The 23056-nt window shown below is 57.9% G+C and carries 19 protein-coding genes and 2 pseudogenes; 15 read left to right on the top strand and 6 right to left on the bottom strand.

The window, feature by feature from the left end; all coding sequences use genetic code 11:
• The first annotated feature begins 470 nt into the window (after positions 1-470).
• Positions 471-1058 (top strand): DUF6088 family protein, encoded by a 588-nt coding sequence (locus HGP12_RS27055; protein ID WP_168844158.1) that lies wholly within the window; start codon positions 471-473, stop codon positions 1056-1058.
• A 315-nt stretch (positions 1059-1373) separates the two neighbouring features.
• Here HGP12_RS27055 and HGP12_RS27050 read toward each other — a convergent pair whose 3' ends face one another.
• Positions 1374-2264 (bottom strand): LysR family transcriptional regulator, encoded by an 891-nt coding sequence (locus tag HGP12_RS27050; protein ID WP_168844157.1) that lies wholly within the window; start codon positions 2262-2264, stop codon positions 1374-1376.
• Between the two features lie 128 nt (positions 2265-2392).
• Between HGP12_RS27050 and HGP12_RS27045 the strand changes: the two genes are divergently transcribed.
• From HGP12_RS27045 to HGP12_RS34885, 3 genes are all read left to right on the top strand, one after another.
• Positions 2393-3598 (top strand): multidrug effflux MFS transporter, encoded by a 1206-nt coding sequence (locus tag HGP12_RS27045; protein ID WP_168879748.1) that lies wholly within the window; start codon positions 2393-2395, stop codon positions 3596-3598.
• 177 nt (positions 3599-3775) lie between these two features.
• Entirely contained in the window at positions 3776-4003 is a 228-nt protein-coding gene (locus HGP12_RS34890; RefSeq protein WP_409526883.1) for an alpha/beta family hydrolase, read from the top strand.
• A 4-nt stretch (positions 4004-4007) separates the two neighbouring features.
• Complete coding sequence (locus tag HGP12_RS34885; RefSeq protein WP_409526882.1) at positions 4008-4247, top strand: alpha/beta family hydrolase; 240 nt, start codon at positions 4008-4010, stop codon at positions 4245-4247.
• A 103-nt stretch (positions 4248-4350) separates the two neighbouring features.
• On the opposite strand, the gene HGP12_RS27040 is transcribed toward HGP12_RS34885, so the two are convergent.
• Positions 4351-7677 (bottom strand): putative Ig domain-containing protein, encoded by a 3327-nt coding sequence (locus HGP12_RS27040; protein WP_168879747.1) that lies wholly within the window; start codon positions 7675-7677, stop codon positions 4351-4353.
• A gap of 195 nt (positions 7678-7872) precedes the next feature.
• Here HGP12_RS27040 and HGP12_RS27035 point away from each other — a divergent pair, with 195 nt between their 5' ends.
• The 4 genes and pseudogenes from HGP12_RS27035 to HGP12_RS27020 all read left to right on the top strand — a co-directional run bounded on the left by HGP12_RS27035 (position 7873) and on the right by HGP12_RS27020 (position 11452).
• On the top strand, positions 7873-8913 hold the full coding sequence (locus tag HGP12_RS27035; RefSeq protein ID WP_246703544.1) for a GyrI-like domain-containing protein: 1041 nt from the start codon (positions 7873-7875) through the stop codon (positions 8911-8913).
• Complete coding sequence (locus HGP12_RS27030; RefSeq protein ID WP_168844136.1) at positions 8891-9247, top strand: hypothetical protein; 357 nt, start codon at positions 8891-8893, stop codon at positions 9245-9247. The genes HGP12_RS27035 and HGP12_RS27030 overlap by 23 nt, the downstream gene beginning before the upstream one ends.
• Positions 9205-9855: pseudogene (locus tag HGP12_RS27025) on the top strand (transposase); the annotation flags it as partial. The gene HGP12_RS27030 and the pseudogene HGP12_RS27025, both read left to right, overlap by 43 nt.
• Positions 9856-10747: 892 nt before the next feature.
• On the top strand, positions 10748-11452 hold the full coding sequence (locus HGP12_RS27020) for a DUF899 family protein (protein WP_168844153.1): 705 nt from the start codon (positions 10748-10750) through the stop codon (positions 11450-11452).
• A 558-nt stretch (positions 11453-12010) separates the two neighbouring features.
• Here the strand turns inward: HGP12_RS27020 and HGP12_RS27015 are convergent.
• Positions 12011-12220 (bottom strand): annotated as a pseudogene (locus HGP12_RS27015) (hypothetical protein); the annotation flags it as partial.
• Between the two features lie 234 nt (positions 12221-12454).
• On the opposite strand from HGP12_RS27015, the gene HGP12_RS27010 reads away from it, so the two are divergent.
• The 5 genes from HGP12_RS27010 to HGP12_RS34880 all read left to right on the top strand — a co-directional run bounded on the left by HGP12_RS27010 (position 12455) and on the right by HGP12_RS34880 (position 16616).
• Positions 12455-12697 (top strand): hypothetical protein, encoded by a 243-nt coding sequence (locus tag HGP12_RS27010; protein ID WP_168844151.1) that lies wholly within the window; start codon positions 12455-12457, stop codon positions 12695-12697.
• Positions 12678-13289, top strand: coding sequence for a zeta toxin family protein (locus HGP12_RS27005; RefSeq protein ID WP_168844150.1), 612 nt, complete (start codon positions 12678-12680; stop codon positions 13287-13289). The genes HGP12_RS27010 and HGP12_RS27005 overlap by 20 nt, the downstream gene beginning before the upstream one ends.
• Before the next feature lie 504 nt (positions 13290-13793).
• Positions 13794-14771: a 3'-5' exonuclease gene (locus HGP12_RS27000; protein WP_168879746.1), complete on the top strand. Its 978-nt coding sequence runs from the start codon at positions 13794-13796 to the stop codon at positions 14769-14771.
• Positions 14772-15795: 1024 nt separating this feature from the next.
• Positions 15796-16263 carry a carbamoyltransferase N-terminal domain-containing protein gene (locus HGP12_RS34545; RefSeq protein ID WP_168844149.1) on the top strand — a complete coding sequence of 156 codons (468 nt, stop codon included), beginning with the start codon at positions 15796-15798 and terminating at the stop codon, positions 16261-16263.
• 80 nt (positions 16264-16343) lie between these two features.
• The gene (locus tag HGP12_RS34880) at positions 16344-16616 is read left to right on the top strand and encodes a carbamoyltransferase N-terminal domain-containing protein (protein ID WP_168844165.1); all 273 of its coding nucleotides are present in this window, start codon (positions 16344-16346) and stop codon (positions 16614-16616) included.
• 642 nt (positions 16617-17258) lie between these two features.
• Here the strand turns inward: HGP12_RS34880 and HGP12_RS26980 are convergent.
• The 3 genes from HGP12_RS26980 to HGP12_RS26975 form a co-directional block, all read right to left on the bottom strand.
• Positions 17259-18692 (bottom strand): aminotransferase class V-fold PLP-dependent enzyme, encoded by a 1434-nt coding sequence (locus tag HGP12_RS26980; protein WP_168844148.1) that lies wholly within the window; start codon positions 18690-18692, stop codon positions 17259-17261.
• A gap of 111 nt (positions 18693-18803) precedes the next feature.
• Positions 18804-18938 carry a hypothetical protein gene (locus HGP12_RS34540; protein WP_281408291.1) on the bottom strand — a complete coding sequence of 45 codons (135 nt, stop codon included), beginning with the start codon at positions 18936-18938 and terminating at the stop codon, positions 18804-18806.
• Positions 18939-19056: 118 nt separating this feature from the next.
• Positions 19057-20040 carry a DapH/DapD/GlmU-related protein gene (locus tag HGP12_RS26975; RefSeq protein ID WP_168879745.1) on the bottom strand — a complete coding sequence of 328 codons (984 nt, stop codon included), beginning with the start codon at positions 20038-20040 and terminating at the stop codon, positions 19057-19059.
• A 739-nt stretch (positions 20041-20779) separates the two neighbouring features.
• Here HGP12_RS26975 and HGP12_RS26970 point away from each other — a divergent pair.
• Together HGP12_RS26970 and HGP12_RS26960 are read left to right on the top strand one after the other, a co-directional pair.
• Positions 20780-21205, top strand: a complete 426-nt coding sequence (locus HGP12_RS26970; RefSeq protein WP_168844146.1) for a zinc-binding dehydrogenase — start codon at positions 20780-20782, stop codon at positions 21203-21205.
• Between the two features lie 606 nt (positions 21206-21811).
• Positions 21812-22951, top strand: coding sequence for an epoxide hydrolase family protein (locus HGP12_RS26960; protein ID WP_168879744.1), 1140 nt, complete (start codon positions 21812-21814; stop codon positions 22949-22951).
• The last annotated feature ends 105 nt before the right edge of the window (positions 22952-23056 follow it).

Here is a 23056-nt window from a genome sequence, read left to right as displayed (position 1 = left end):
TCCGGGGCGGCAGCTTCTAAGACTGTGAACCACTTGTTCGACGACAGCAATGCAGGCGCAGAGCAGTCATCCCGCCTCGGCTGCAAAGCGACTTTGTAAAGATCACGACCCAAACTCAACAAAATCGGATCCGTATGATGTGAAGGGATTCGAACCAAAAACACCCCAGGAAAACTGGCAAATTATTGATTAGAATGGAGTTTGCCTTTGAGTTTCTTTTGCTCCATGCGGGCCAATACATAGAGTTTGACACGGCACGGCATATAGCCGCCGTCGCCCATGACCTTGCAGAAGGTATGGCGGTCTCCGAGTCTACATTGTTCCAGTGGGGGGATCTTCGGAAGGAATGTGCTGTATAGCTTCATCATATCAGCTCTTTAGGTCTCCAGGGCACACATCATTTTGCATGAAATTTGGAAAAAATTGCATTCACCCCCATATTTTGCTACGGTGGGTGCAGGAGCTATCCCATGACGAAGTTACAGGAACTGAAAAAGCATCTGCGGTCCGGCAAGGTCTACCGTCGGGAGGACTTAGCTCAGTGGTCGTCGTCTGTCGATCGGCACCTGCAGCAGCTGCTGGCTGAGGGGTACCTGACCAAACTATCGACCGGCGTCTATCATCGGCCGAAGCAGACCGCGTTCGGCAAGGCGCCGGCGGAAGATGCTGCTCTCGTCGAAGCCTTTCTGAAAGACGACCGTTATCTCGTCACCTCGCCTAACGCCTATAACAGCCTGGGTGTCGGAGCGACGCAACTTTATAACAAGACCGTCGTCTACAACCATAAGCGCCATGGCAACTTCACCCTGGGCGGTCGGGAATTCGAGTTTCGTAAGAAGCCGGCCTTCCCCAAAACTCTGACTAAAGAGTTCCTGCTGGTCGACCTGGTCAACAATCTCGACCATCTGGCCGAAGACCGTGAACAGGTACTGGCCCGCGTGAAAGAACGTGCCCTACAAGGCGATCGTCGCGCCCTCACCCGTGCCGCCAAGGAATACGGCATAGTGCGCACTCGCAAATTCTTCAACGGCCTCGTAGCGGACGCCCATGCCAGCTGATTTCCTGCATAACCACAAGGATTTTGCGGCACTGCTGCGCATCGTCGCGTCGCGCAGTCAGCGTAGCGAAGCAGCACCAGAAGAACCCGCGCCGATTTGGGCTTGAAAACAGACTTCAATCCACGCTGAACTGCCGCGGGCTTGGCATCCAGCTGGTGCTCAACGTCAACCTTGTCGAAAGTCGGACGGACATTCCCGACGAGATTGAATATAGCAGCTCGAACATGCTCGGTTGGCTTTGCGACGTCCCCTGGCAGGCCAAAAGGTGCTGCTTTCCATCAACGCTGATTTTGGCAAGAAGATGCCTTTTGCCCACTATTCGCGGGGAACGTTCCGACGAGCCGTGAAGGCACTTGCGATGGCATCGACAACGACGCGTACACGCCGCGTTGCGGCAAGGTCGCTATGCAATGCAAGCCACACGTCATAGGGGCGCTGGCGCTGCTTCTCGGGCCATACTCGTATCAGACCGTCGTCCCTTTCAGCCACATATTCCGGCAACTCTCCGATTGCCATGCCCGAGCGGATGACAGTCTGAAGCATCAGGCTGGAATCGAGTTCGGCGACGATCTTGCCTTTTTGACGTTGCTCGCCTGCCAACGTCTCGTCCTGCCGCTCGGTCACGCCCGGTCTGTAGACGGCGATGTCATGGCCTGCGAAGCCGTTACCGGGTGTCGGCAGGCCACAGCGCTCGATATAGGAGCGGCTGGCGAACAGCCCGACAGGCCAGGTAGCCAGACGGCGCTGGATGAGATCTGGCTGTTCCGGGCGTCGCGTTCGGATTGCCACGTCCGCTTCGCGTCGGCCGAGATCGAGAAGCCGCGTCGTTGTGCCAAGCACCACGCGCACATCGGGGTAGCTTCGCCGGAGGCTGTCGATGGCTGGTATGACGAAATCCAAGGCAAGGGAATCTGTAGTGGTGACGCGAACTTCACCTTGAATCTCCGCGTCCCTCCCTTCGGACCTCCGCATGAAGGACACTGCCATGCGCTCCATGTTCTCAGCGACGGCGAGCACATCACGGCCACCGTCCGTCAGGATCAGACCGGTTCGCATTCGTAGGAACAGCTGACTGCCAAGCGACTGTTCGAGCGCGCCGATGCGACGGCCGACCGTCGTTTGATCAATCCCCAGTTCCAGTGCTGCGCCGCGCAGAGTTCCCGATCGGCTGACAGCCAGGAAAAGGCGCACATCATCCCAGTTCAATTATGCCTCCATGCTGCGATTTCGCATCATGGTACCGCGCTCAGCTGCATTTATACACCCCAGGCGCGCTGATAGGTTCCGAACACAGACTGTCTACGCGCCGATGCGCTCAACCCCGGAACCCTCTTATGCACCCATCCCTCATCTTCGTCGTCGCAATACTTAGCGCCTTCGGCCTCATCGCCTCCGATGTCTATCTTCCTGCTATGCCCAGCATGGCTGTTGATCTCGCGGTCAGCGACCGGCTGATGCCGGCCACCATTTCGATCTACCTGCTCGCGCTTGCGACAGCCCAATTGGGTTACGGCCCCTTGTCCGACCACTATGGGCGCAAGCCCGTGCTCATCGCCGGAATCCTGATATACGTCGCTGCTTCGATCGGCTGCTCCACGGCATCCGGCGTGAACGCGTTGCTTTTCTGGCGGCTGTTGCAAGGTGTGGGCGCGGCGTCCGGTCTTGTCATCGGACGCGCAGTCATTGCCGATCTGTGCGACAAGACCGCATCCGCCCATGTTTACGCCATCGTCTATCCTATAGTCTCTTTATCTCCAGCGCTGGCTCCCGCCATCGGCGGCCATCTCGCCGAAGCATGGGGCTGGAGGGCAGATTTCGTGTTCGTCGGGCTTTTCGGCCTGCTGGCACTCGCCCTCGTGCTGGTGTTTTTGCCGGAGACTGCCCCCAAGGAAAAGCGCCACGACAAGCAGGCAATGTTGTCCGGGTTTGGCGCCGTTCTGGCAGACCGGAGTTTTCGGAAATATGTGGTGATCGTCTGCTCGATCTACTGCGCGTGGTTTGTCTATCTCACCCAATCGCCGTTCCTCTTTCAGCATGAAGGCTGGAGCGAGGCTGAGAGCGGCTGGCTCTATTTGCCTCTGTCCGCCTGCATCATTGCCGCCAATGTGGTCAGTAAGAAGCTGCTTGGTCGTGTACCCTACGACGTCATAACGGGCACGGGGATCGCCTTCTTCGTATGCGGTGGCTTAAGTTTCGTCAGTATCGCGTTTTTGCAAACGACCGGCATCTGGACGATCATTCTGCCGATGTGCCTAGTGAGCCTCGCCAACGGTTCGTCCTTATCGCTGGCTGTATCCGGCGCTGTTGCAGGCGAACATCGACGGTCAGCGACAGCGTCCGGTTTGGTCGGGTTCTTTCAGATCGGCAGCGCCGGGTTGGTCGCCCTCGCCATCAGCGCCGTCTTCGGCGCAGGCTATGACGTCCTCGGATGGTCGGTGCTGGTTCTTGGAACCATTACAGCTTTGGCGATGATGTCCAGTTCAAAGAGTGAGACAATGGCATCAGCCAACTCCACCGGAGAGCCGCCCCAAAAGCTTTAACATGCACTTCCTCCGCTTCCGGGCGCGCCGCAGTGACCGCATGGTACACCAGCGCGATATGGGAACCGGCAAGACGATAGTATCGGTGCCGCCCCTCGGTTTCCACGGCCATGCGGGAAGCAGCGGCATTTATTTTACGCAACTGACATAGATTCCCCGAAACCAGGAGAATCCTGAATGCCTCATGACGTCCTCGTCACCGGTGCTCAAGACGCTGACATCACGATCGTCCTTGCCCACGGGGCCGGCAGTGCAATGGACACGGCAAGTGTGGAAAACATGTCTTCCACATTTGCTGACAGGGGCCAGCCGGTTGTCCGACTCGAGTTCGATTACATGGCAGGACGACGTTCCACCGGAAAACGGTCGCCGCCCCTACCCGCCGAACCCTTAGCAGGAATATGAAACTGTGATAGATCGGCTCGGTTCGCAAGGGACCCTCGTCATCGCGGGAAAATCCATGAGCGGTCGCGTGGCCAGGATGATTGCGGACGAGCTTCGCCATATGGGCAAGATTTCCGGACTGCTTTGCCTCGGCTATCCGTTCCACCCGCGCGGTCCGTGGTGCCGTCTACGACACTCAAGAAACTGTCCGCGTCTCCGAAGCAAAGCCAGAAAACAGCTCCTGAAACAATTGAATCTAATATAAGGAAGATAAGAAAGGACCCTTTGTCAGTTTCTTGACGGTGATCAGTCGCAGCCAGCGCAAAATGGTCCCGACATCGGGTTTCCGACTTCAGGCATAATCCTCCTCAAAACTTCTTGGCTGCTGCGACCTTGGCGCCGACCGATTTCTGTCCGTCGCCCTCGATGTTGAAGAGCAGGCTTGTATTGAGCATCCAGAAGTTGGTGGTCTGCAGCTGCAACCCGGCGGTAACGGCACCGAAGGCGCCGGCGCCGTCGAGGCCGGAGAAGCCGCCGGTAAGGCCGAGCTTCGGTGTCAGCTTGGTGTCGTTCTCCAGCACGAAGGACCGAGCGATCTCGGCGCCCAAGCTGACCCGGAACTGGTCCTCGTTGAAGCCGTCAATGGTGATGGCGTCGCCGGAGTTATTCTTGACGGTATAATCGTCGACCTTTTCCGAGAAGTAGATCGCCCGCAGTTTCGGCGAGATCGTCGTGTCCTCGTCGAGGTTCCACTGACCCTCGATGGAGGTATCAGCCATCCAGCGTGTCGTCGTGAAATTGCCGTCCCAGAACTGGGTATCGATCGTGTTGCTGGACCCGCCGTAGCGCAGGCTGCCGTTCCAGAACACGCCCTTGCCGACCTCCAGTGAAGCATAGGGACCAGCGAGCCAACCGTTGCCGGTCAGCTCGGCGTCTTCATCGGTCGGATCCGTCATGCGGTCATAATGGAGGGACAGGCCGATCAGCGCACGCTCGGAGATCAGATAGTCCGCCCCCATGTTGATCATGGCAAAGCTGCCCCACTTGCTGGTACTGTCATTCTTGTTCTTGTCGTCATGGGCGAGAAAAGCGCCGCCGACCCAGACGTTGAAGGGCGCGGAAGCAGCATCCGCATCGCCGCCGGCCGCCCGCATCTGCGACAGGCTGGTGGAGAAGCCGAGCGTCATACCCTCCTGCGACGGCATCATGCGCGCGGTGATCGGATCGGTCGCCGTCTCCATCTGCCTACGCTGGAGAAGCCCCGGCACCTCGATCGTGTTGGCGATCATGTTCTGCCTGGACCGCACGAAGTCATGCACGAGATTGTCGATATCCTCGGCCACCTTGCCGGCGTCGTAGCTGACATTATAGGTGACCGTGGCTGTATTGGAGGTTCCGAGCGCGCTGACAAGCTTGTAGCCGACGCGGATCTGGCCGGAATAGGCCGGATTCAGCGTATAATGCAGATACCAGCCGACCGGGGACGTGGCTGGGCCCGCCTGCGCCAGCTGCCCCTGGATGATCGCCGCCGTGCCGGCATTGGCGGGCTCCACAAATGCCAGCACCCCCGAGGTGAACGGACCACCCGTGGCCCCACGGTTCAGATAGACATCCGGCGGTGTTGAGCCCTCGGGGACGTCGATGGTCTGGTCGGCAACGGTCACGGCCTGAGCGCCGACCTTCAGCGTATAGGCTGCGGTACCCGTTGATCCATTACTGTCCCTGGCCTGGATAGAGAAGCCGTAGTCGCCTTGCGCGCCGGCTGCGAGCGGGCCGGTGAGCTGGCCGGTGGAGATGTTGAGCACCAGGCCGTTCGGCAGTGCGCCGGAGGCCAGGCTGTAGATCGTGGGTCCGACCCCGCCGGTTGCGGTGATCTGCTGGCTGTAGGCCTCGCCGGCCATGGCCTGTGGTAGCGCGCCGCCTGAGGGCGAGAAGGTAAAGGCAATGACGATCGTATAGGCCGCCGAGCTTGTGGCATTGTTGGCATCAGCGGCGCTGATGGAGAAGCTGTAGCTTCCTGCCGTAGTCGGCGTCCCGGTGATGACGCCCGTGGCATGGTTGAGCGACAGGCCCGCGGGCAGCGTGCCGCTGACGCTGTAGCCATATGCGCTGGTGCCGCCTGATACCGTTACTGCCTGGCTGTAGGCGATATTGACGACACCGGCCGGCAATGCGCCACTTGGCGGCGACAAGGTGAGCGTCGGCGCGGAGATCGTCACGTTGACGGTCGCTGGCGCGGAGGTGCCCGTGGCATTGGTGGCGGTATAGGTGAAGCTGTCAGATCCGCTGTAGTCTGATGTCGGCGTATAGATGATCGCGGTGCCTGAGGCCGTGGCCGTGCCATGGGCCGGTCCAGTTGCCACGGCAACCGAAGCTGCGGCGCCGCCGGACAGGGAAAGCGTGACCGGATTGGCCGAGGAGTTGGCCGCAACGCTTGCCGAGACATCGCCTGCAATCGGCACCTGAAGTGATGCAACTGGCGTTATCGAATTTGAAGCTGCTGAGGGCGAGCCCGTTCCGATGCTGTTGGCCGCGGCCACAGTGAAGGTGTAAGAGGTGCCATTGGCGAGGCCGGCCACCACGATCGGCGAAGCACTGCCAGTCCCCGAAAAACCGCCAGGGCTTGAAGTTACCGTATAGCTGGTAATGGCCGCGCCGCCGTTAGATGAAGGCGCTGAGAAGGCAACGAGGGCCTGACCGTTTCCGGCGGTCGCCGACCCGATCGTCGGCGCCTCTGGCACGGTAGCCGGTATCACGGAACTCGATGCCGCGGAGGCGCTGCCGGTACCGACCGAATTCGTTGCCGTCACCGTGAAGGTATACGACATCCCGTTCGTGAGGCCCATCACGGTGATCGGCGAGCTGCTGCCGTTGGCAGTGAACCCACCAGGACTGGAAGTCACGGTATAGCCGGTGATCTCGGCGCCGCCGTTCGAGGCTGGCGGCGTGAAAGCGACCGCCGCCTGGCCGTTGCCAGCGGTCGCCATGCCAATCGTTGGCGCCCCCGGCACCCCGGCGCCGGCCATCCAAGGCGATCCTGTTGCCGCCATGTTTGTATTGCCAGCGGCATCGATGACGGCACCACCCGCAATGTCCACACGCAGCGTGCCCGTGCCGGAAATGTCCTGCGCTACGACCGTGTAGGTGGTGTTGTCGGCCGTCGAAAGGTTGGACAGCGTCGCGGTGACGGTTCCGGTCCTGGTCAGGACAATGTCGGCGATCGAGAAACCGGTCACGGCTTTGGAAAACACGATCTGGAATGCCACTTGCGTGGCGTCCGAAGGCGGTGTGCCGATGACAGCGGTCACAGCGGTCGGTGCGAGCGTGTCGACCAGAACACCGGCAGTCGAGGCGACATTGTTGAGGGTGGTGTCGGCCGCGGCCCCTCCGGCGTTCTGGATGGTGCCGCCGTTCAGATTGACGGCCCCAAGCGACACTCCGTCCAAGTCCACGTCTCCGGGCTGGACCACGTATGCGAACAGAAGCGAGTTCGTTCCGCCGCCGGCGAGGTAGTTGGCCTGACGCAATGTGCTGCCGACCGCCAAGGTGATATTGGGTGCGCCGCTCAGTATGACGTTTTCGCTGAACTGCACGCCAAAGATCAGGCTGTCTCCGCCGCGATAATATCCATTGGCGGGGGCAGAGACGGAGGTGACGAACGGGGCGGACTGCGCAGAAGAGGTCGCCGCGCTCATCAGCACGATAGCCGAAAGAAGAATCACGCAGAGCGGACCGAACAGGGACTGCTGCAAAAACATTCGGGACGTAGGAGCGTGCGTATGTCGACTGCCGCTACTCCCCGGCCTCTCGAACCAGTGCAGAAAAGTGAGGGCACGACAACCGAGCAGGGGGAACGGCATGAAAAACTCGCATTGGTTTAAATTTTCACGATGATTCTCCGTTCTATACACTCAAAGCGTGCCGGACGACTTGATAAAGCTTGCGGTGAAGCTAAGTTGATTGACTTATCCATCTGCGGTCTTTGCCATCATTCAATGAATGACGATTTTGAAAATTCCAATCCGGTTCTGGCTTACGATCCGCCCCCCGCCGGTTACGGTGCGTCCGTGTTGCGGAAGGCCCCGCCGCCGCGGATGCTGGACCATCACCGGATTGTACGCGCCGTGCGCATGATTGAGCGCACTCCCGCCGCATCGACGACGCTGAAGGATGTTTCGGCTCATCTCGGGCTCAGTCCCTTTCATTTCCAGCGGCAGTTTCAGGAGGTGATGGGGGAATCGCCGAGCGCCTACATGCGCCGCACACGGCTTGACCGGGCGGCGATGAACCTGCAGATGAGCGCCCAGCCGATCACGCACATCGCCTTCAATGCCGGTTATGCCAGCCATGAGGCGTTCATCCGCGCTTTCCAGAGACAGTTCGGGGCAACGCCCTCGGATTACCGTGTCGCGGCTCAGAGGGTGCTACCGGCGCGGCCGCGGCTAAGAAAGGCGGATCTGGCGCGCGTGAAAGTCGGCAGGCGGCCGAAAATGAGGCTTCTAGCCATGCGCTTCTATGGGTCCTATGCCTTGGTCGAGGAGAACTGGCGGATATTCGGCGAGTACCTGAAGCGGGTCGGCTTCCCGATGGGCGAGGCACGGCCGGTAGGCATCATTCTCGATACGCCGCTGATCACGCCGGGAGAACTGGTGCGGTACGACTGTGCGGTCGTGGATCAGGGCTTTCCTGTCGGTGATACCGCGCTGTCGCCGCTGCAGTTCCGGGCCGGCCGCTATGTTTCGACGAACCACGCGGGCCCCTACGCGGAAATATTCCGAGCCTACGAATTCGTCAGTGTCGACTGGATCGCAACATCAGGCGAGATATTCCTGCCCGATGGCAATGGTGGATATGAATTCTACAACTTGCCGCCGTGGGACCATACTGGTCGGATGCAGAACCTCGACATTGTCCTTCCCCTGGCAGGCTGAAACCTTCGCGATGGCGCAGCCAACGGCGCTCGCGCAGGCGGCGCGGGATGCGGCACAGGCAGCACATCAGGTAGGCATCGAGAGTCCCATGTTGCAGCGGCTCATTGATGCGAGCTTGGATACGTTCCTCCTGGCCGGAAGTAACGACGATCAGCATCTGGAAGGTGAGCGCCGCCTTGGCGGGCGTGGTCGCATTGCGCAGCGCCACAGCGGGACGATTGGTCTTGGCAAGCTGCAACGTCCCGACCTGATAGTCGATCAGCAGCTGAGCCGTGGCATCGGGCATAAAATCGGGAGCTGGCCAAGCTTTATTCGTCAATGCGGTTGTTCGTGAATTTCTTTCAGCCATCATTCAAGCTGAAAGAAAAGCACCGTGACGGAGCCAAGGTGATCAAGCGCTATCATCGTCCCGCCACACCCTTTCAGCGGCTGCTTGACGACCCACGCACGCCGGAGGATACATGCCTTCGGCTCAAGGCGATGTACCTGACGCTCGATCCGGTCCGGCTGCTCCGCGACATACGCCTGGCCCAAGAGAGATTGGTCGAAATTGCTGACAAGCCTGATGGTTCGCCTGCCACCGACGGCGAGGCATTACCGCTCGAAGACTTTCTGTCTGGCTTACGGATTGCTTGGCGTGATGGTGAAGTGAAACCGACTGTCCGCTCCAAGCCTGCGGCCAAGCGAGAGCGGCGGAGGCCCGATCCTCTACTCGCCGTCACTGCCGAACTCGAGGAATGGTTCGAGGCGGAGCCTTGGCGAACTTCGCGAGAGTTGCTTGAACGCTTGCAGGTCAAATACCCCGGCGTGTATCCCGACGGCCTCATTCGGACCGTGCAGCGCCGAATGAAGATCTGGCGCAGTACACGGGCCAATGCGCTGGTGTCCGGGCCATTCGCCGATGCCGCGCGGCAGACGGAAATCGTAGAGGTCGTGCAGTGAGATCATAACCGAACAATGCAGGATCGGCGCCCGCGCTCTTGCCGTCAGGTTGGTCTTCGACAACCCGACCCTACCGGAAAACACTGATGACCGCCCGCGAAGCCGCCCACTCGCTGCAGCGCTATTGAGGGCGCGCTCGCGAGCGGCTTCGCTACCTCCGTCACCTGCACCAGGTGCGGGGATATGATCGGAACAACCCGTGAGGCATTCGAGAACATCCGAGTGAGGCAACGGCATTATTCTCTGGGAACACTCTTGGGTGAGGCAATACGAATCTCACTTAGATTGCCGCTACGCACTCATGGATGTTATCCTCTATCCGTAGACCGCAATCAGACGGCTAATTTATCCAGATACCGGACGACACCGCGCCGGGCCTTGAACCTCGCCCTTCCAATGAGACCACCAGCCGCGTGCTCTTGAAAGGATCGAACCGAGGGCACGTAGACCATTGCCGGACAACCGTGCCTTCCATGCGGCTGCGGCCGATTTGCCGGGCACTAGGTTACTCCGGCAACCGCGCGTCGCATAGGCGCCGCCAAGGATTAATGCGAGCTCCGGCGAGCAATTTACGCCAGCAATCTGACGGCCGCAGCGAAACGAAGGCTGAAGCTCAAGTACGCGCGCTGCCGCCGCCCTTGCTTCCAACCGGCTAAACTGCCTCGCTCAGAGGAGGACGGCTGGACCATGGCCGACCTTCTCTAAGCGAAGCGACGGCAACTGAAACCAAAAAAACATTGAGCTCCTGTCGAGAACGGATCGCCTCATACGTCTATTTCAAGTGAGGGCGCGGTAAATCATCATACGCGCCCGCCAACTTCCGACAGCAAGCAAGACGGCCGACTGCCGGTCGCATCGCGAGACGGTCGGAATAGATCCAAGGAGCGAGCACATGGACATGAGCGAATTGAGACCCGCGAAGGAACTGGCGGAGAAACGCACGAGCAAGTTCACGAACGAATCGCCGGAATACGCCGAGGCGAGGACGGCCCTACTGGCGGAGGAAATCGAAGTCCGGCGACATCTCACGAGGCTTGCGGAGCAACGGCGCCGTCTGCCTCCAGGCCCGGTTGTCCAAAAGAACTATCGCTTCAGGGACGAGAACGGCGACGAGGTCGGTCTCGCGGACATGTTCGGTCATTACGATACGCTAATGACGTACTTCTGGATGTTCGGCCCGCAGCGCGAACGGCCCTGCCCCATGTGCACGAACTTCCTTGGCGGAGCGAACGGCAACGGCGCGGACATCAAGCAGCGTGTTGCCTTCAAGATCATCGGTCGCAGCCCGGTGGCACGGCAACGTGCCTTCGCCATCGAGCGCGGCTGGCGCGACCTGGACTTCGTCCAGACCGTCGGCGACGACTACGCCCGGGACCTAGGCCTGCTGAATGAAAGCGGATCTGAAAACCCCGGATTCACCGTCTACCAGAAGGATGGGAAAGATGTCCGCGTCTTTTACAATGGCGAGATGCCGATCGAAGCGGCGGACCCGGGCCAGGATCCAAGGGGGGCGGTCGACATCGCGCCGCTCTGGAACATTCTTGACATGACGCCTGCTGGGCGCGGTGCGGACTGGTATCCGAAGCTCAATTACTGAGCACGATCGGTGTAGTCGTCGGTTTCATACCATGAGCCAGAAGTCACGTGGAGCGACAGCGGCACCACCTCCTCCTTTCAATCTCGGCGTGGTGCGTGCCGGTCCAGCAGGCGAGGCTTCGTGAGACTGGGCATGGAGATCCGGCCGTTGGTGTGCCGATCGAAGAGATGGAGTCTGAAGCCATCCGTGATGGTGGACAGATGGAACCATCTCGAAAAACATTGTCTCGTGTTGACTAGAATCTGAGACCCCGCCGCTCCGCCGTGGCTTTGCAGTTGAATGAAATCGAACTGCCGGAAAGAATCGTGTCTTGTTTTGTTGACATTGAGTTCAGCATCGAAGTCCGTTGAAAGGCAGTCTAACCATTTCTAGTCGCACATTTTCGGTCAATTTCGCCAGGGGCGTCGTCTCCGGCATCGTCATGGCGTAGGCACCCCGGCGCGTTTTTCCGAGGTGCTGATCGGCTTCTCTGCGCTCAGCGGACTGATTGGATTTATGATCATGCACGCAGATTGGTGCCGTACGGGTCTGGAGCGATATAGATGTCACAGGCTTCGCCTACTCGATGTCTGCTCCGGAGGCAGACGTCTCGTCGTCGTCCAGATGAAATTGACCTCCCTTCAATGCAGCGTAGTGGTATGCAAAAAAGTCATCGAGCGTCGCCAGAAGCTTTTCAAACTCGCTTAGAACTCGATTGAAGTCGGCAACTTCCATACCGCCGATCTCGGGCATCATCAAGGAAACGCTGGCAATGAGCCTGTCCATCCAGCAAAGTATCTTTGAACTCCATCACGCGCGCGGGAGCATGTCCACGCCGGGGAACTCGGCCAAGCCGCACACGTAGAATGCGCGCAGGCAGCTTGCACGATGCTTCTGCAACCTGATTGCTCGTGTCTCGACCGGCCGGCTGCCGTCCAACAATCCCATTCGCAACCTGCTCGGATTGGTCTTTTCGGGCTCGATGATGCTTGCTATATTGGACGGTGAAGAATTGGAGTAAACATGGCAAAAGTCGTCGTCAAAAAGCTTAGTGGCCCAAAGTCCGGAGTGCGTGGCAACGCGGTGACGGAGAAGCGAGTTCGCGATTCGAGCAGCGGGCAGTTCGTCACTGTGCGCACGATTGACGCGAAAAGCCAAACATTTGGACAAGATATCACCTACGTCTTCAGCAAGAATGTGGCCAAGGCTCGCCGTGATAACAAAGCTGTGACAGGCGTCGTCGACCGTGCTCCTGCAAAAGCTTGAGCGGCCTGTCTTTCTGATCGTTGCAGGACCCAACGGATCCGGTAAGAGTAGCGTCTATGCAAATGCAGATCTTGAGTTGGAAGGGCGGTCCGTATGGATTGTCAATCCTGATCTTCTAGCAGCCAGGATCAGTGAAGTAGAAAAGAAACCACTCTCCGAAGCCAATTTGATTGCAGTTCAACGCATCGAGGCCTGGATCCATTCATCCATAGCCGTCCATAAAACAATCGGCGTCGAGACCGTGTTATCTACAGATAAATATCGACGTCTTGTGGAGGCCGCTGAGGCCTTGGGATTTGCTGTATGGCTTTTCTACACCGTTTTGGACAGTCCGGAACGATCGATCGAGCGCATCAAGCTACGCGTCGCGAAGGGTGGACATGACGTTCCCGCCGATAAGGTACGTGCTCGCTACGCAAGATCTCTCGATCAACTCCCTTGGTTTCTTGAACGTGCTGACAGAGCCTGGATTTGGGACAACAGCGGTGCAAAGCCCAAACTGATCGGTGAAAAGCAGGATGGTGTAATTGGTCTTGATGAGAATGCTCTCGCCGTCGTGGCGTCCGCTGTGAAATCTATCGCGACAGAGTGACGGAAGCTATTCCGGCGCTTTAATTTTCGTCACCCTTCAAGCGCCCCACCTTTAGGCGGAGCTCTTGAGCCGATTCGAACTTTCGGAGTTCTTCGCTCCGGTGGCCGACGACCTCGCTGCTATGAAGCCGCTGAAAAGCGGCCGGAAGCCGTTGCGTGGCTGGCATTACTCCTGCGCGGCCACAAGTATGGCTAACACGAGCTTGGTTTAGCTGCTTCAGGTCACCTTCAGCTATTCGTGATACGGCTGACCCGTGCGAGACTGGCGCCCCCAATCGAAGTTTCGCATGAGGTTCGCAAAGGCCTCTCAGCTCTGCCTCATGCCAACGAGGCAGAGCCTCCCACCTCCGTGTGTGCCAATAGACGATCACACAGTTCGAGCGAAACTCTCTCTTCCAGCCTTTACGCTCAATATCGGTGGGTATGGCCTGCCCGGCTGCGCTAATCCCTTCTCATGAGACAGCTGACGCTCTAGATTTGGGCGATAATTTTCGTCGGATAGGCCATGACGTCTCAGCTAGACATGTTTTCGGAGAGTGCGGAGTCCATTCGCAGAGTGTCGGCGCGAACCGTGCCCGTTCGACAGGTTGGATCAGCGCCTGACGAAGCCGATATGGTGCGGATCCTGCAAGCGACCGGGCGCTACCAGATCCTGAAAAAACTCGAACAGCGCCCGATCGTCCCTGCTGCAAGACCTGGCTATCCGCTGCGAGGCGTCATCCTCGATACCGAGACGACCGGTCTCGACGCAAGAAAGGACGAGATCATCGAAATCGGTCTGATCGGCTTCACCTTCAATGAAGAGGGCGAAATCGGTGATGTCACTGATGTCTATGGCGGGCTACAGCAGCCGAGCAATCCGATCCCGGCCGAGGTCACCCGCCTGACTGGCATCATGGACGACATGGTCCTCGGCCAGATAATCGACTTGCCGGCGGTTCGCACGCTCATCGAGCCCGCCGATCTCGTCATTGCTCATAATGCCGGCTTCGATCGACCCTTCTGCGAGGCCTTCTCCTCGATCTTTACTCGAAAGGCCTGGGCTTGTTCCAATTCCGAGATCGATTGGAGCGCCAGGGGATATGAGGGAACCAAGCTCGGCTACCTCATCAACCAGAGTGGCTATTTCCACGTCGGACACCGCGCCGTTGATGATTGTTTCGCGCTGCTGGAGGTGCTGGCACTCTCTCGGGAAGATAATGATCAAGCACCTTTTGCGGAGCTTTATCAGGCGAGCCAGCGTTCCCGCATGCGCATCTTTGCGGAGAACTCGCCCTTCGATCTGAAGGATCGGCTCAAAGAGCGAGGCTATCGCTGGTCAGACGGAAGCGACGGTCGGCCGAAATCATGGTGGATCGAGGTCGCCGAAGAGGCCATGGAAGACGAGTTCCGCTTCCTGCGAAACGAGATTTACCGGTGGGAAGATGCAGATCCGCCGGTCCAGCGTCTGACGGCATTCGACAGGTTCAGAGGGCGGCGATAGGTTCAGCCGGGCATGACTGCCAGATGGTGGTACGCACGCAGATACAACCTAATCGCCTTTGTCGACGGATACGACGCTCTGCACTTTAACGCCCGGGCCGGTCGACTATTTCGATTTCGTTTGCATGCAAGTTCATACCAGCGTCATCGCTAACGATTTGCTAACCACATAAAGTGAGGAAGACCTATGTTAATTCCGGTTTCTGTTGCGATTATAAAAGAACGCCGGAAAAATCTTTTCCCCTTTCATTACACAGTAGAATATGTAAATATAGGAACAGCCAACAATGTACATAACAAAGTTATAACTAAATATATCGACGATTATAAAGCAAATTATGAATAGAATACCCAGTATGAAGAGGCGAATTATCTTTTCGCCTAAAGTAATAACTCGAAGCGATTTATGCTCGTCGGCTTCTTTCATTTCCAACCTCTACATTATTCATCGTAAAAGATGCACCTCAGAAAGTGGTTATCTTGCCCTCTTTTGTAGCCCGTATCCGCGACTTCACGCATGAAGACTGACACAAAGCTCTTGCTAGCGCGATGACGCCATGCTGTCCTACTCGCTTTTGATCGGCAATGACGGCCAGACGCATGTAATCGCCAAAATCCGCCGGTTTGCCAATCACATCCTAGTCGCTAAAGACGGTCCAGCGAACCGCTCGCTGTCCGAAATGGGCGCGTAAACCAGTCGTCCGCACTTGGCTGCAACTGCACTATTAAAGGTCACGACCCGCAGTCAACAAAACCGGATCCATTTGATGTGAAGGGATACGAACCTTCGTAGACCTCGTCGCAGCGGCAGTAATCCACCTAAGCCATTGAAAATAAATCACTAAAGACCCAGGTTTGAAATTGCTCTTCGGCTTGCAAAAATTGCAAAATCATTCGTCAATTACTTAAACTGCTTCAAAAGCTTGAGAACGCCTTTACAACGGCAACAGACCTATGGGCTCGACAGCATCTCCGCCGGAGCATAGACTAAATCGCGGAACTACCGACCAACCGGGGCGGTTGAAATGGTTATTTTGGGTATTTCTTGCTTTTATCACGATAGCGCGGCCGCCATCACGCGGGATGGGAAGGTCCTGGCGGCGGCCCAGGAAGAACGCTTCACGAGAATTAGGCACGACTCTTCTTTTCCGGGCAATGCGATCCGTTACTGTTTGGAAGCCGCCGGACTGGAGCTAAGGGATGTTGAGCTTGTCGTATATTATGAGAACTCTCGGAAAAAGCTTTCGCGCATAGTCTCAACAATAATGACGCACATGCCGTCATCACTGGACATGCTCTCTGGATTCTTGCCCGAATGGTGGTCCGGAAAATATTCCGCCGAGGATCGGATTCGCAAGGAGCTACGGTCACAGTTTGGTATCAAAGATGACAGGTGCAGAATCCGCGAGGTTGATCACCATCTGTCTCACGCGGCGAGCGCGTTTTTCCCCTCCCCTTTTGATAACGCAGCAATCCTGGTCGTCGATGGGTAGGCGAGGGGGTGACGACGAGCCTCGGGTTCGGTCAGAACTCCCAGATCTCACTCAATGACTCTGTGTAGTTCCCCCACTCGATCGGCCTGCTCTATTCCACCTTCACCGCGCTGCTGGGATTTAAGGTGAATTCCGGCGAGTATAAAGTCATGGGACTAGCGCCATACGGCGAGCCCACATATGCGTCCCTGATCCTGGAGAAGCTGATAGAGATCAAGCCTGACGGGTTGTTTCAACTAAACATGGAATACTTCACTTTCCCGTATCGCGACAAAATGTTTGCCAAGAAACTAGAGAGCCTCCTTGGAGGTTCGCAACGCCAGCCGACGTCTACTTTGAACGCGGTCAGATGATATTGCTCGAACGCGAAAGGATCAAACGGGACACGATCAGACAGCGCCGCTTGAACCACCAAGCCAAAGCGGCTTAAATCAAAACGCAAACCGAGCCGGAAACTCCATTCTTCCAAAGCCCAAAAAGTCTCAAATCATTCGACGACGGACAATCGCCGCCGTTCACGGGACAGGCCATGGAGCCGCCGCAAGGAACCGCATCGAACGAGGGGCCCGACATCGCCGCCAGTACAGAATACGAAAATAGAAAGGCTCTAATCACGAGGGGGCCTCATCAACACTGGACTGAAGAAAGGCGTCGAGGCTCGGGCGAAGGCAGGCAATTTCCTCTGGCATCAAATTTCCGAGAGGATGCGGTACCAAGAATTTAAACGACTACCATCCTGAATTCACTTTGGGCCTTTGTTTCCGCTGCGGCTTCCGACTTGTGTAAATTGCCGCCACTATGCCCGATAAAGTCTATTAGTACACGCTCAACGTGTCAGTGGAGATCGCTCAGGATAGGGATCGCAACCGCACAGTGGTGAGGCTTTCACCCTTGCTCATCGGCCGGGCGGATGAGCAAGGGATCTAAGGTAACTGCATGATTCAGATGTATGCCAGAGGTAACAATGCTACCCAGCGATGGCAAGGATGTCGGAACTAGCTACTGAGCTCCTGAGCTACAGCAGCCGATACTTCTTTCAAAGAGGACCATAGACGCTCGGTGTCGGCTTTCTCCGTGCCGGGTGCTCCTATTGAGATTCTTACCATCCATCTGCCGTTCACCGCAGCTGGAGTGACATATGCTTTCCCCGTGGAATTTAATGCCTCGGCCCAGGCTAGCGTGAATTCGTTCAGCCGCGCTTCAGGGACAATTGCCGGCTGGTATCTGACGCACACCGTTTGAAGATGCACGGGTGCGACTAGGTGCCAATCGGTCGTGCCGGCCACCTGAGCTGCAAAATTTTGGGCTAGCTCAAGATCGCGTCGCAACCGCTTTTGGAGACCAGACACTCCCTGTTCCCGGATCAAAAACCAAAGTTTCAAAGCCCTGAACCGACGGCCGAGCGGGATCCCGGTGTCACGGAGATTGCGGACTTGGCTGTCGACGCTGGATTGAAGATAACTGGCGTTGGTCGACATGACCCGCTGGAGATGCTGCTCGTCGCGAACGAAGTAGAGCGAGCAGTCGAATGGGACCCCAAGCCATTTGTGCGGGTTGATGACGAGGCTGTCTGCTTGTTCGATCCCATCCCACATCCAGCGGCATTCCGGCAGGATCATCGCATTTCCTGCCATCGCGGCATCAACATGGAGCCAGACGTCGTGGCGGCGAGCGATTGCAGCAATCTCTGATAGCGGATCAATCGATGCGGTCGCTGTACCACCAATTGCGGCGACAACAGCACAGGGCTGCTTGCCCATTGCTATGTCGTCCAAAATGGCCTGTTCGAGCAGATCCGTTCGCATAGCGAAGGTTTCATCGATATCGATGGTTCTGACGTTTAAGCGTCCAAACCCAGCAAGCAGTGCAGCCTTCTCGACTGAAGAATGAGCGCTGGCAGAGGTATAAACGACGAGCGTTTGGCTGTCCCTTTGCAGACCATCTACCGCCATGGAATAGCCGGTGATCTTCTCACGCGCGCAAAGCAGGGAAACCAGCGTGCTCGTCGAGGCGGTATCATTGATGACGCCGAACCAAGCTCGGGAGAGCCCTACCATCTGGCGAAACCAGTCGGCCACCACCTCCTCAACTTCGGTAACAGCCGGTGAGGACTGCCAAGACAGTCCTAAGACGCCTAAGCCGGTACTCACCAAGTCACCAAGGACACCGGCCCCGAGGGAGTTTGAAGGAAAATATCCGTAGAAGTGCGGATGCTGCCAATGTGTTACATTCGGTAGCACGACGCGGTCCAGGTCATCGATGATCTTATCGAATGGCTCAGGCTGATCTGGCGCCGACTTCGGCAGCAGTGCCTTGACGTCGCCGGGCTTCGTCTTCGGCTGTACGGGAAGTGCTTCGATGTTCTCGTAATAGTCCGCGAGCCAGTCGATCAGATTGTGGCCTTGGCGGCGAAATTCGCTTGGTTTCATGATGAATATGTCCTTGTCAGTTCATTCGGGCCATAAGCCTTCCGCCTAGCGTGGCAAAGGTCGTGGCCTTCTTATGGTGGTCTAAGAAGATCGTGCCTCTCCCGAGGTCCGTTAGTTTTCGCGCCCTTCGGCTTCTTTTGTAGGACGAAGGGCGCGGAGATATTCCTTCTTGGAGCGGCGGTCGGCTTCTTCGTGACGGATCGTGCGCACCGCGCTGTCGTTGAGGCGGTTGGTGTCAGACTTCACGTATGAACCCGCTGTCACCCACTTACCTGGCACCAATCACCTCCGAAATCCTGCCCGAGCTGATCGCGTAAAACTGCGTGAGGAACGTGAAACAGACCGACGCTCGATTCCGACGTATCTATTGGTGGAGCATCATGTTCAACCCTTTCCATCCAGGCGATGGCAAGGCCTCTACGTTTCCCTGCACGGCATTGCGGCGGAATAGAAGCCCCGGCTTGCCGGAGAGATCAATTGCTTTGACGATCTGGCCGTCAGGAAGGCTGACCGGCATACCGGCGGTTACGTAGCAACCGGCTTCGACAATGCAATCGTCGCCCAGCGCGATACCAACCCCGGCATTTGCTCCGACCAGGCAGTTTCTGCCGATCGTCACCACTTGCTTGCCGCCGCCGGATGTCGTCCCCATAAGGGAGGCGCCACCGCCGATGTGCGTTCCTTCGCCAACGCTGACACCGAGGCTAAGTCGTCCCTCGATCGCTGTCGCCCCACGAGTCGAGGAACCCGTGTTGCAGAAACCAGCGCCGAGCACAGTCGTTCCTGGCGCGAGATAAGCGCCCAAGCGTACATTCTCAGTGTTCATAACCTTGACGCCCGTTGGCACAACGTAATCCGTCATACGCGGGAAAGGCCAGACACTCCCGACTGTCACTCCCTGCCCGCTAATTCGTGCCGTGTGCTGCACCTCCTCGACGCGTTCTGGTAGACAGGGGCCCACCGAAGTCCAGGCAACGTTGACAAAAAAGTCCAGAGCGCCCGCGAGACTGACCTGATCAGGTGTCGCCAGGCGGGCGCTTAGGAGGTAAAGGCGCAAGTAAACATCACAGAGATCTACCGCCTTCTCGTGAAGGTTGCGGATTTTGGTTTGAATCGGGACGATGTAAACGTCCCGAACGGCGTCGTGTCGGGCGACGCCGGAGAAAGATCGTCCGAGGCGTCGCGAGAGGTCGGCTTCGTCGATGCGAACCGTACCTGTATGATCATCGTCATCACCACGCCATGTCCTGAGGTAACGAGCCTCAATGAACCGTCCACTGCTATCGACTGACGACAGACCTAGCGCTGTTACACCTTTACCGAATTTTTTTTCGTTATCTTTGAGCATTAAAGTGCCTCAAGCTATGGATTGCGAGTTGCGAGATAAACGAGCGTTTTAGCCAAGATGCGTTTACCGTCTTGAGGATTTGCCAGCGGAAACAATGGATCCCCAAGCAAACGAAATCGCTGAAGCTCGCAGTGGGGAATTCTCTACTGATAACATCATGGCCATAGCCATTCCTTCCTGTTTGAACCAATTCCTCTTTTCGTTCCGGCGAGCGCGGACGTTACAGAAAGTGTCATCACGAAGTGGTGTAATAGATGCTGCCGGATGAGTACCGTTGACAGAGAATCTGGGCAAACCGCGTCGTACATTCGACGAGCACCAACTCGAGTTCGGATTGTCCCGCTCGACAAGCGCCTGCGTAAGAGCGCCCGTTCCAGGTCCAAGTTCCAGGACTGGACCACCACCTGCGCTTATCTCGGACGTTATCAATTGGCCCAACGCCTTCCCGAGAGAACGACAGAGGCAATGCGGAGCGGATGTGCCGCCCAGGTGCGGAAAAATGGCAAAACATCGGACATACAGGCTCTCTCCAGAGTGGGGAACACGTTCAAGGCAGCTGGCCGATTTCAGGGCCACACCGGCGCGGAAAAATGATCTGGAAAGGCAATCAATCAGCAGTCACGGTCCCCTTCCTGCTCAACCATAGCCGAGCAGCTATCCGGTCCATCGATGCTCGCCGCGGCGGCGCGCAGCACCGGATAGCGAAATATTCGACATTGCATAAGGCACACGTTTTGCCGTGCGCGGCACCCTACGCGCGCTCGGGGCAGATCACACGATCAACTGCAAAGCCACGCCCGAATGGAGCAGCGAGGTCTTGCGGCTGACGGGCGGAGAAGGCGTGAGCCATGTCGTCGAAATCGGCGGCCCAGGCGCCTTGCCACAGTCGATCAGGGCCATACGGGTTGGCGGGCATATCGCGCTGATCGGCGTGCTCACCGGGCTCGAGGGTCGGGTGCCGACGGTGGAGCTCATGCGCAAGCAAATTCACCTGAAGGGATTGATCGTCGGCAGTCGGCGCGATCAGCAGAATGATATCGCAGCGCTTGAAGCGACCGGCGTCCGTCCCGTCATCGACGGCACCTTTGCCTTCGGGGAGTTGCCTGAGGCGTTCGCATATCGGCTGAGCGGCGAACATTTCGGCAAGATCTGCGTCCAATGGTGAAGGGAAGCTTCTTTTCGCGCAGAGGCCAGCAGGACGGGACCGTCTTGGATAGGAGGCGACCGTCCTGTGTTGCACAACTCCCAACTACGCGACAGCATCAGCCCTCCTTTGTTTTTCAGGCATTTCATATGTCGGTTAAGTCTGTCGCAGGTGGTATAAAATCCGCGACGTGATTTGCGACAAGTGAAGCTGCAATCCACATTGGACGCTGGAGAGAGGGGACAAGCGCTAGAACGGAGGGGGCTCACCCAGCCAAGGGGCGGACGAATGACGTTCGGCCGTGCTGCAGGCCGTGATCGCCGAGTTCATCGCGAAGCCGCGCCAGCCGTGCCGACAAGGGTAGGTTGGCTCAGGTTCAAGAGCCGGGCGGCACGCGTAACGTTTCCTTCCGCCAGAAGGGCTTCGAGCGTCGAGCAGGCCGAGATCGAGGTTTTTGGTATCCATTCGTTAGATAACAACATTCAGAAGGTTCGATTTCCGCCTCGGCGACGTACCGAGTAGTATGTGTAGGGGCCTTAGGCTCTCAATCATCCACCGATAATACGGATAGCCGATTGGTGGACGCCCTTTCCATCGAACCGCATCCCAGCTTGAGCGGAAAACATCATGATTTCACCCTACACGATCAACATCCCTGACGAACGGCTCGCCAGGATCAGAGCCAAGGTCGAGGCTTATGACTGGAGCCAGCTGCCGGATGCGGGAGGCTGGTCGGCGGGAGTCGGGGTTGTTGACCTCAAGCGGCTCGTCGCTTATTGGCGGGACAGCTACGACTGGCGTGCGGTCGAACTGCGCCTCAACGCACTCCCCAACTTCACGGTCGACGTGGAAGGCGAGCGCATGCACTTCGTTCATGTAAAGGGCGACGGCTCCAAGCCGCCCGTCCTGCTTCTCCACGGCTGGCCCGGCTCGTATCTCGAGTTCGAGCGGCTGTTGGAGCCGCTCGCGGCGGACGGGCACGATGTTGTCGTCCCCTCGCTTCCTGGCTTCGCGTTCTCCAACCCGATCACGCGCCCGATTGGCCCGCGGCGGGCTGCTATGCTCGTGCATGGGCTGATGATCCAACTGTTCGGCGACGCGCGGTACTTCATTCAAGGGGGCGATTGGGGCCACGGCATCGCGGCCTGGGCAGCGCATGATCGACCGGACGCTCTGCTCGGCATCCATATCAACATGATGACCGTGCGTGCGGAGGATGCCGCTCTGACGACCGACGAGGAGAAGTCCTTCGCCGCCAAGCGAGCGGCGATTGCCGATCGGGAGAGCGCCTACTTTCACGAGCAGGCAACCCGCCCGCAAACGCTCGGCGTCGCGATGGCCGACAGCCCGGTCGGAGCGGCGGGCTGGATACTCGAAAAGTTCGGCAAGTGGGCCGACCTTCCGACAACCGCCGATGGCGACCCGGACATCTGGAGCAAGTTTTCCGAGGAGGAACTCCTCACCAACATCATGCTCTACATCGCGCCCGCATCGTTCGTGACTGCAACCTGGATCTACTACGGCAGCCGGCTTGAAGAGTCGCGGATGCTTCCGGCCGGCACCCGCATCCAGGTGCCGACCGGTTTTGCGGCCTTCCCCGATCCGGTGTTCTTGCCGCCGCCGCGCTCGTTCGCGGAGAAGACCTACAACATCGTGCATTGGACCGACATGCCGCGGGGCGGCCATTTCGCCGCGCTGGAAGAGCCGGAACTGATGCTGGCCGACCTGCGCGCCTTTATCGCGACGGTGTCGGGAGCGCGCTCCTGAAGGTGGAGCTCTCCGTTTCCGAAGCGCGGGCGGGCGCTTTGCGCCCAGTCCCCGCAGCAGCGCTTGGAAAGTCCAGAGACTGGTCTGATCGTAGTAGGTGAAGAA

Origin of the sequence: Rhizobium sp. P28RR-XV, assembly GCF_012641385.1 — a bacterium.
In the GTDB taxonomy this organism is placed as follows: domain Bacteria; phylum Pseudomonadota; class Alphaproteobacteria; order Rhizobiales; family Rhizobiaceae; genus Rhizobium.
The sequence above is the reverse complement of the archived record's forward strand: the minus strand, read 5'-3'. Positions and strand labels throughout refer to the sequence as shown.

Coding starts and splice junctions, on each gene's coding strand:
- HGP12_RS27010 (WP_168844151.1), top strand. CDS start 12,455: ATGGCAAAAGTCGTCGTCAAAAAGCTTAGTGGCCCAAAGTCCGGAGTG.
- HGP12_RS27055 (WP_168844158.1), top strand. CDS start 471: ATGACGAAGTTACAGGAACTGAAAAAGCATCTGCGGTCCGGCAAGGTC.
- HGP12_RS27045 (WP_168879748.1), top strand. CDS start 2,393: ATGCACCCATCCCTCATCTTCGTCGTCGCAATACTTAGCGCCTTCGGC.
- HGP12_RS26975 (WP_168879745.1), bottom strand. CDS start 20,040: ATGCTCAAAGATAACGAAAAAAAATTCGGTAAAGGTGTAACAGCGCTA.
- HGP12_RS26960 (WP_168879744.1), top strand. CDS start 21,812: ATGATTTCACCCTACACGATCAACATCCCTGACGAACGGCTCGCCAGG.
- HGP12_RS27000 (WP_168879746.1), top strand. CDS start 13,794: ATGACGTCTCAGCTAGACATGTTTTCGGAGAGTGCGGAGTCCATTCGC.
- HGP12_RS34890 (WP_409526883.1), top strand. CDS start 3,776: ATGCCTCATGACGTCCTCGTCACCGGTGCTCAAGACGCTGACATCACG.
- HGP12_RS27040 (WP_168879747.1), bottom strand. CDS start 7,677: ATGAGCGCGGCGACCTCTTCTGCGCAGTCCGCCCCGTTCGTCACCTCC.
- HGP12_RS27035 (WP_246703544.1), top strand. CDS start 7,873: ATGATTCTCCGTTCTATACACTCAAAGCGTGCCGGACGACTTGATAAA.
- HGP12_RS27020 (WP_168844153.1), top strand. CDS start 10,748: ATGGACATGAGCGAATTGAGACCCGCGAAGGAACTGGCGGAGAAACGC.
- HGP12_RS26980 (WP_168844148.1), bottom strand. CDS start 18,692: ATGAAACCAAGCGAATTTCGCCGCCAAGGCCACAATCTGATCGACTGG.
- HGP12_RS34545 (WP_168844149.1), top strand. CDS start 15,796: ATGGTTATTTTGGGTATTTCTTGCTTTTATCACGATAGCGCGGCCGCC.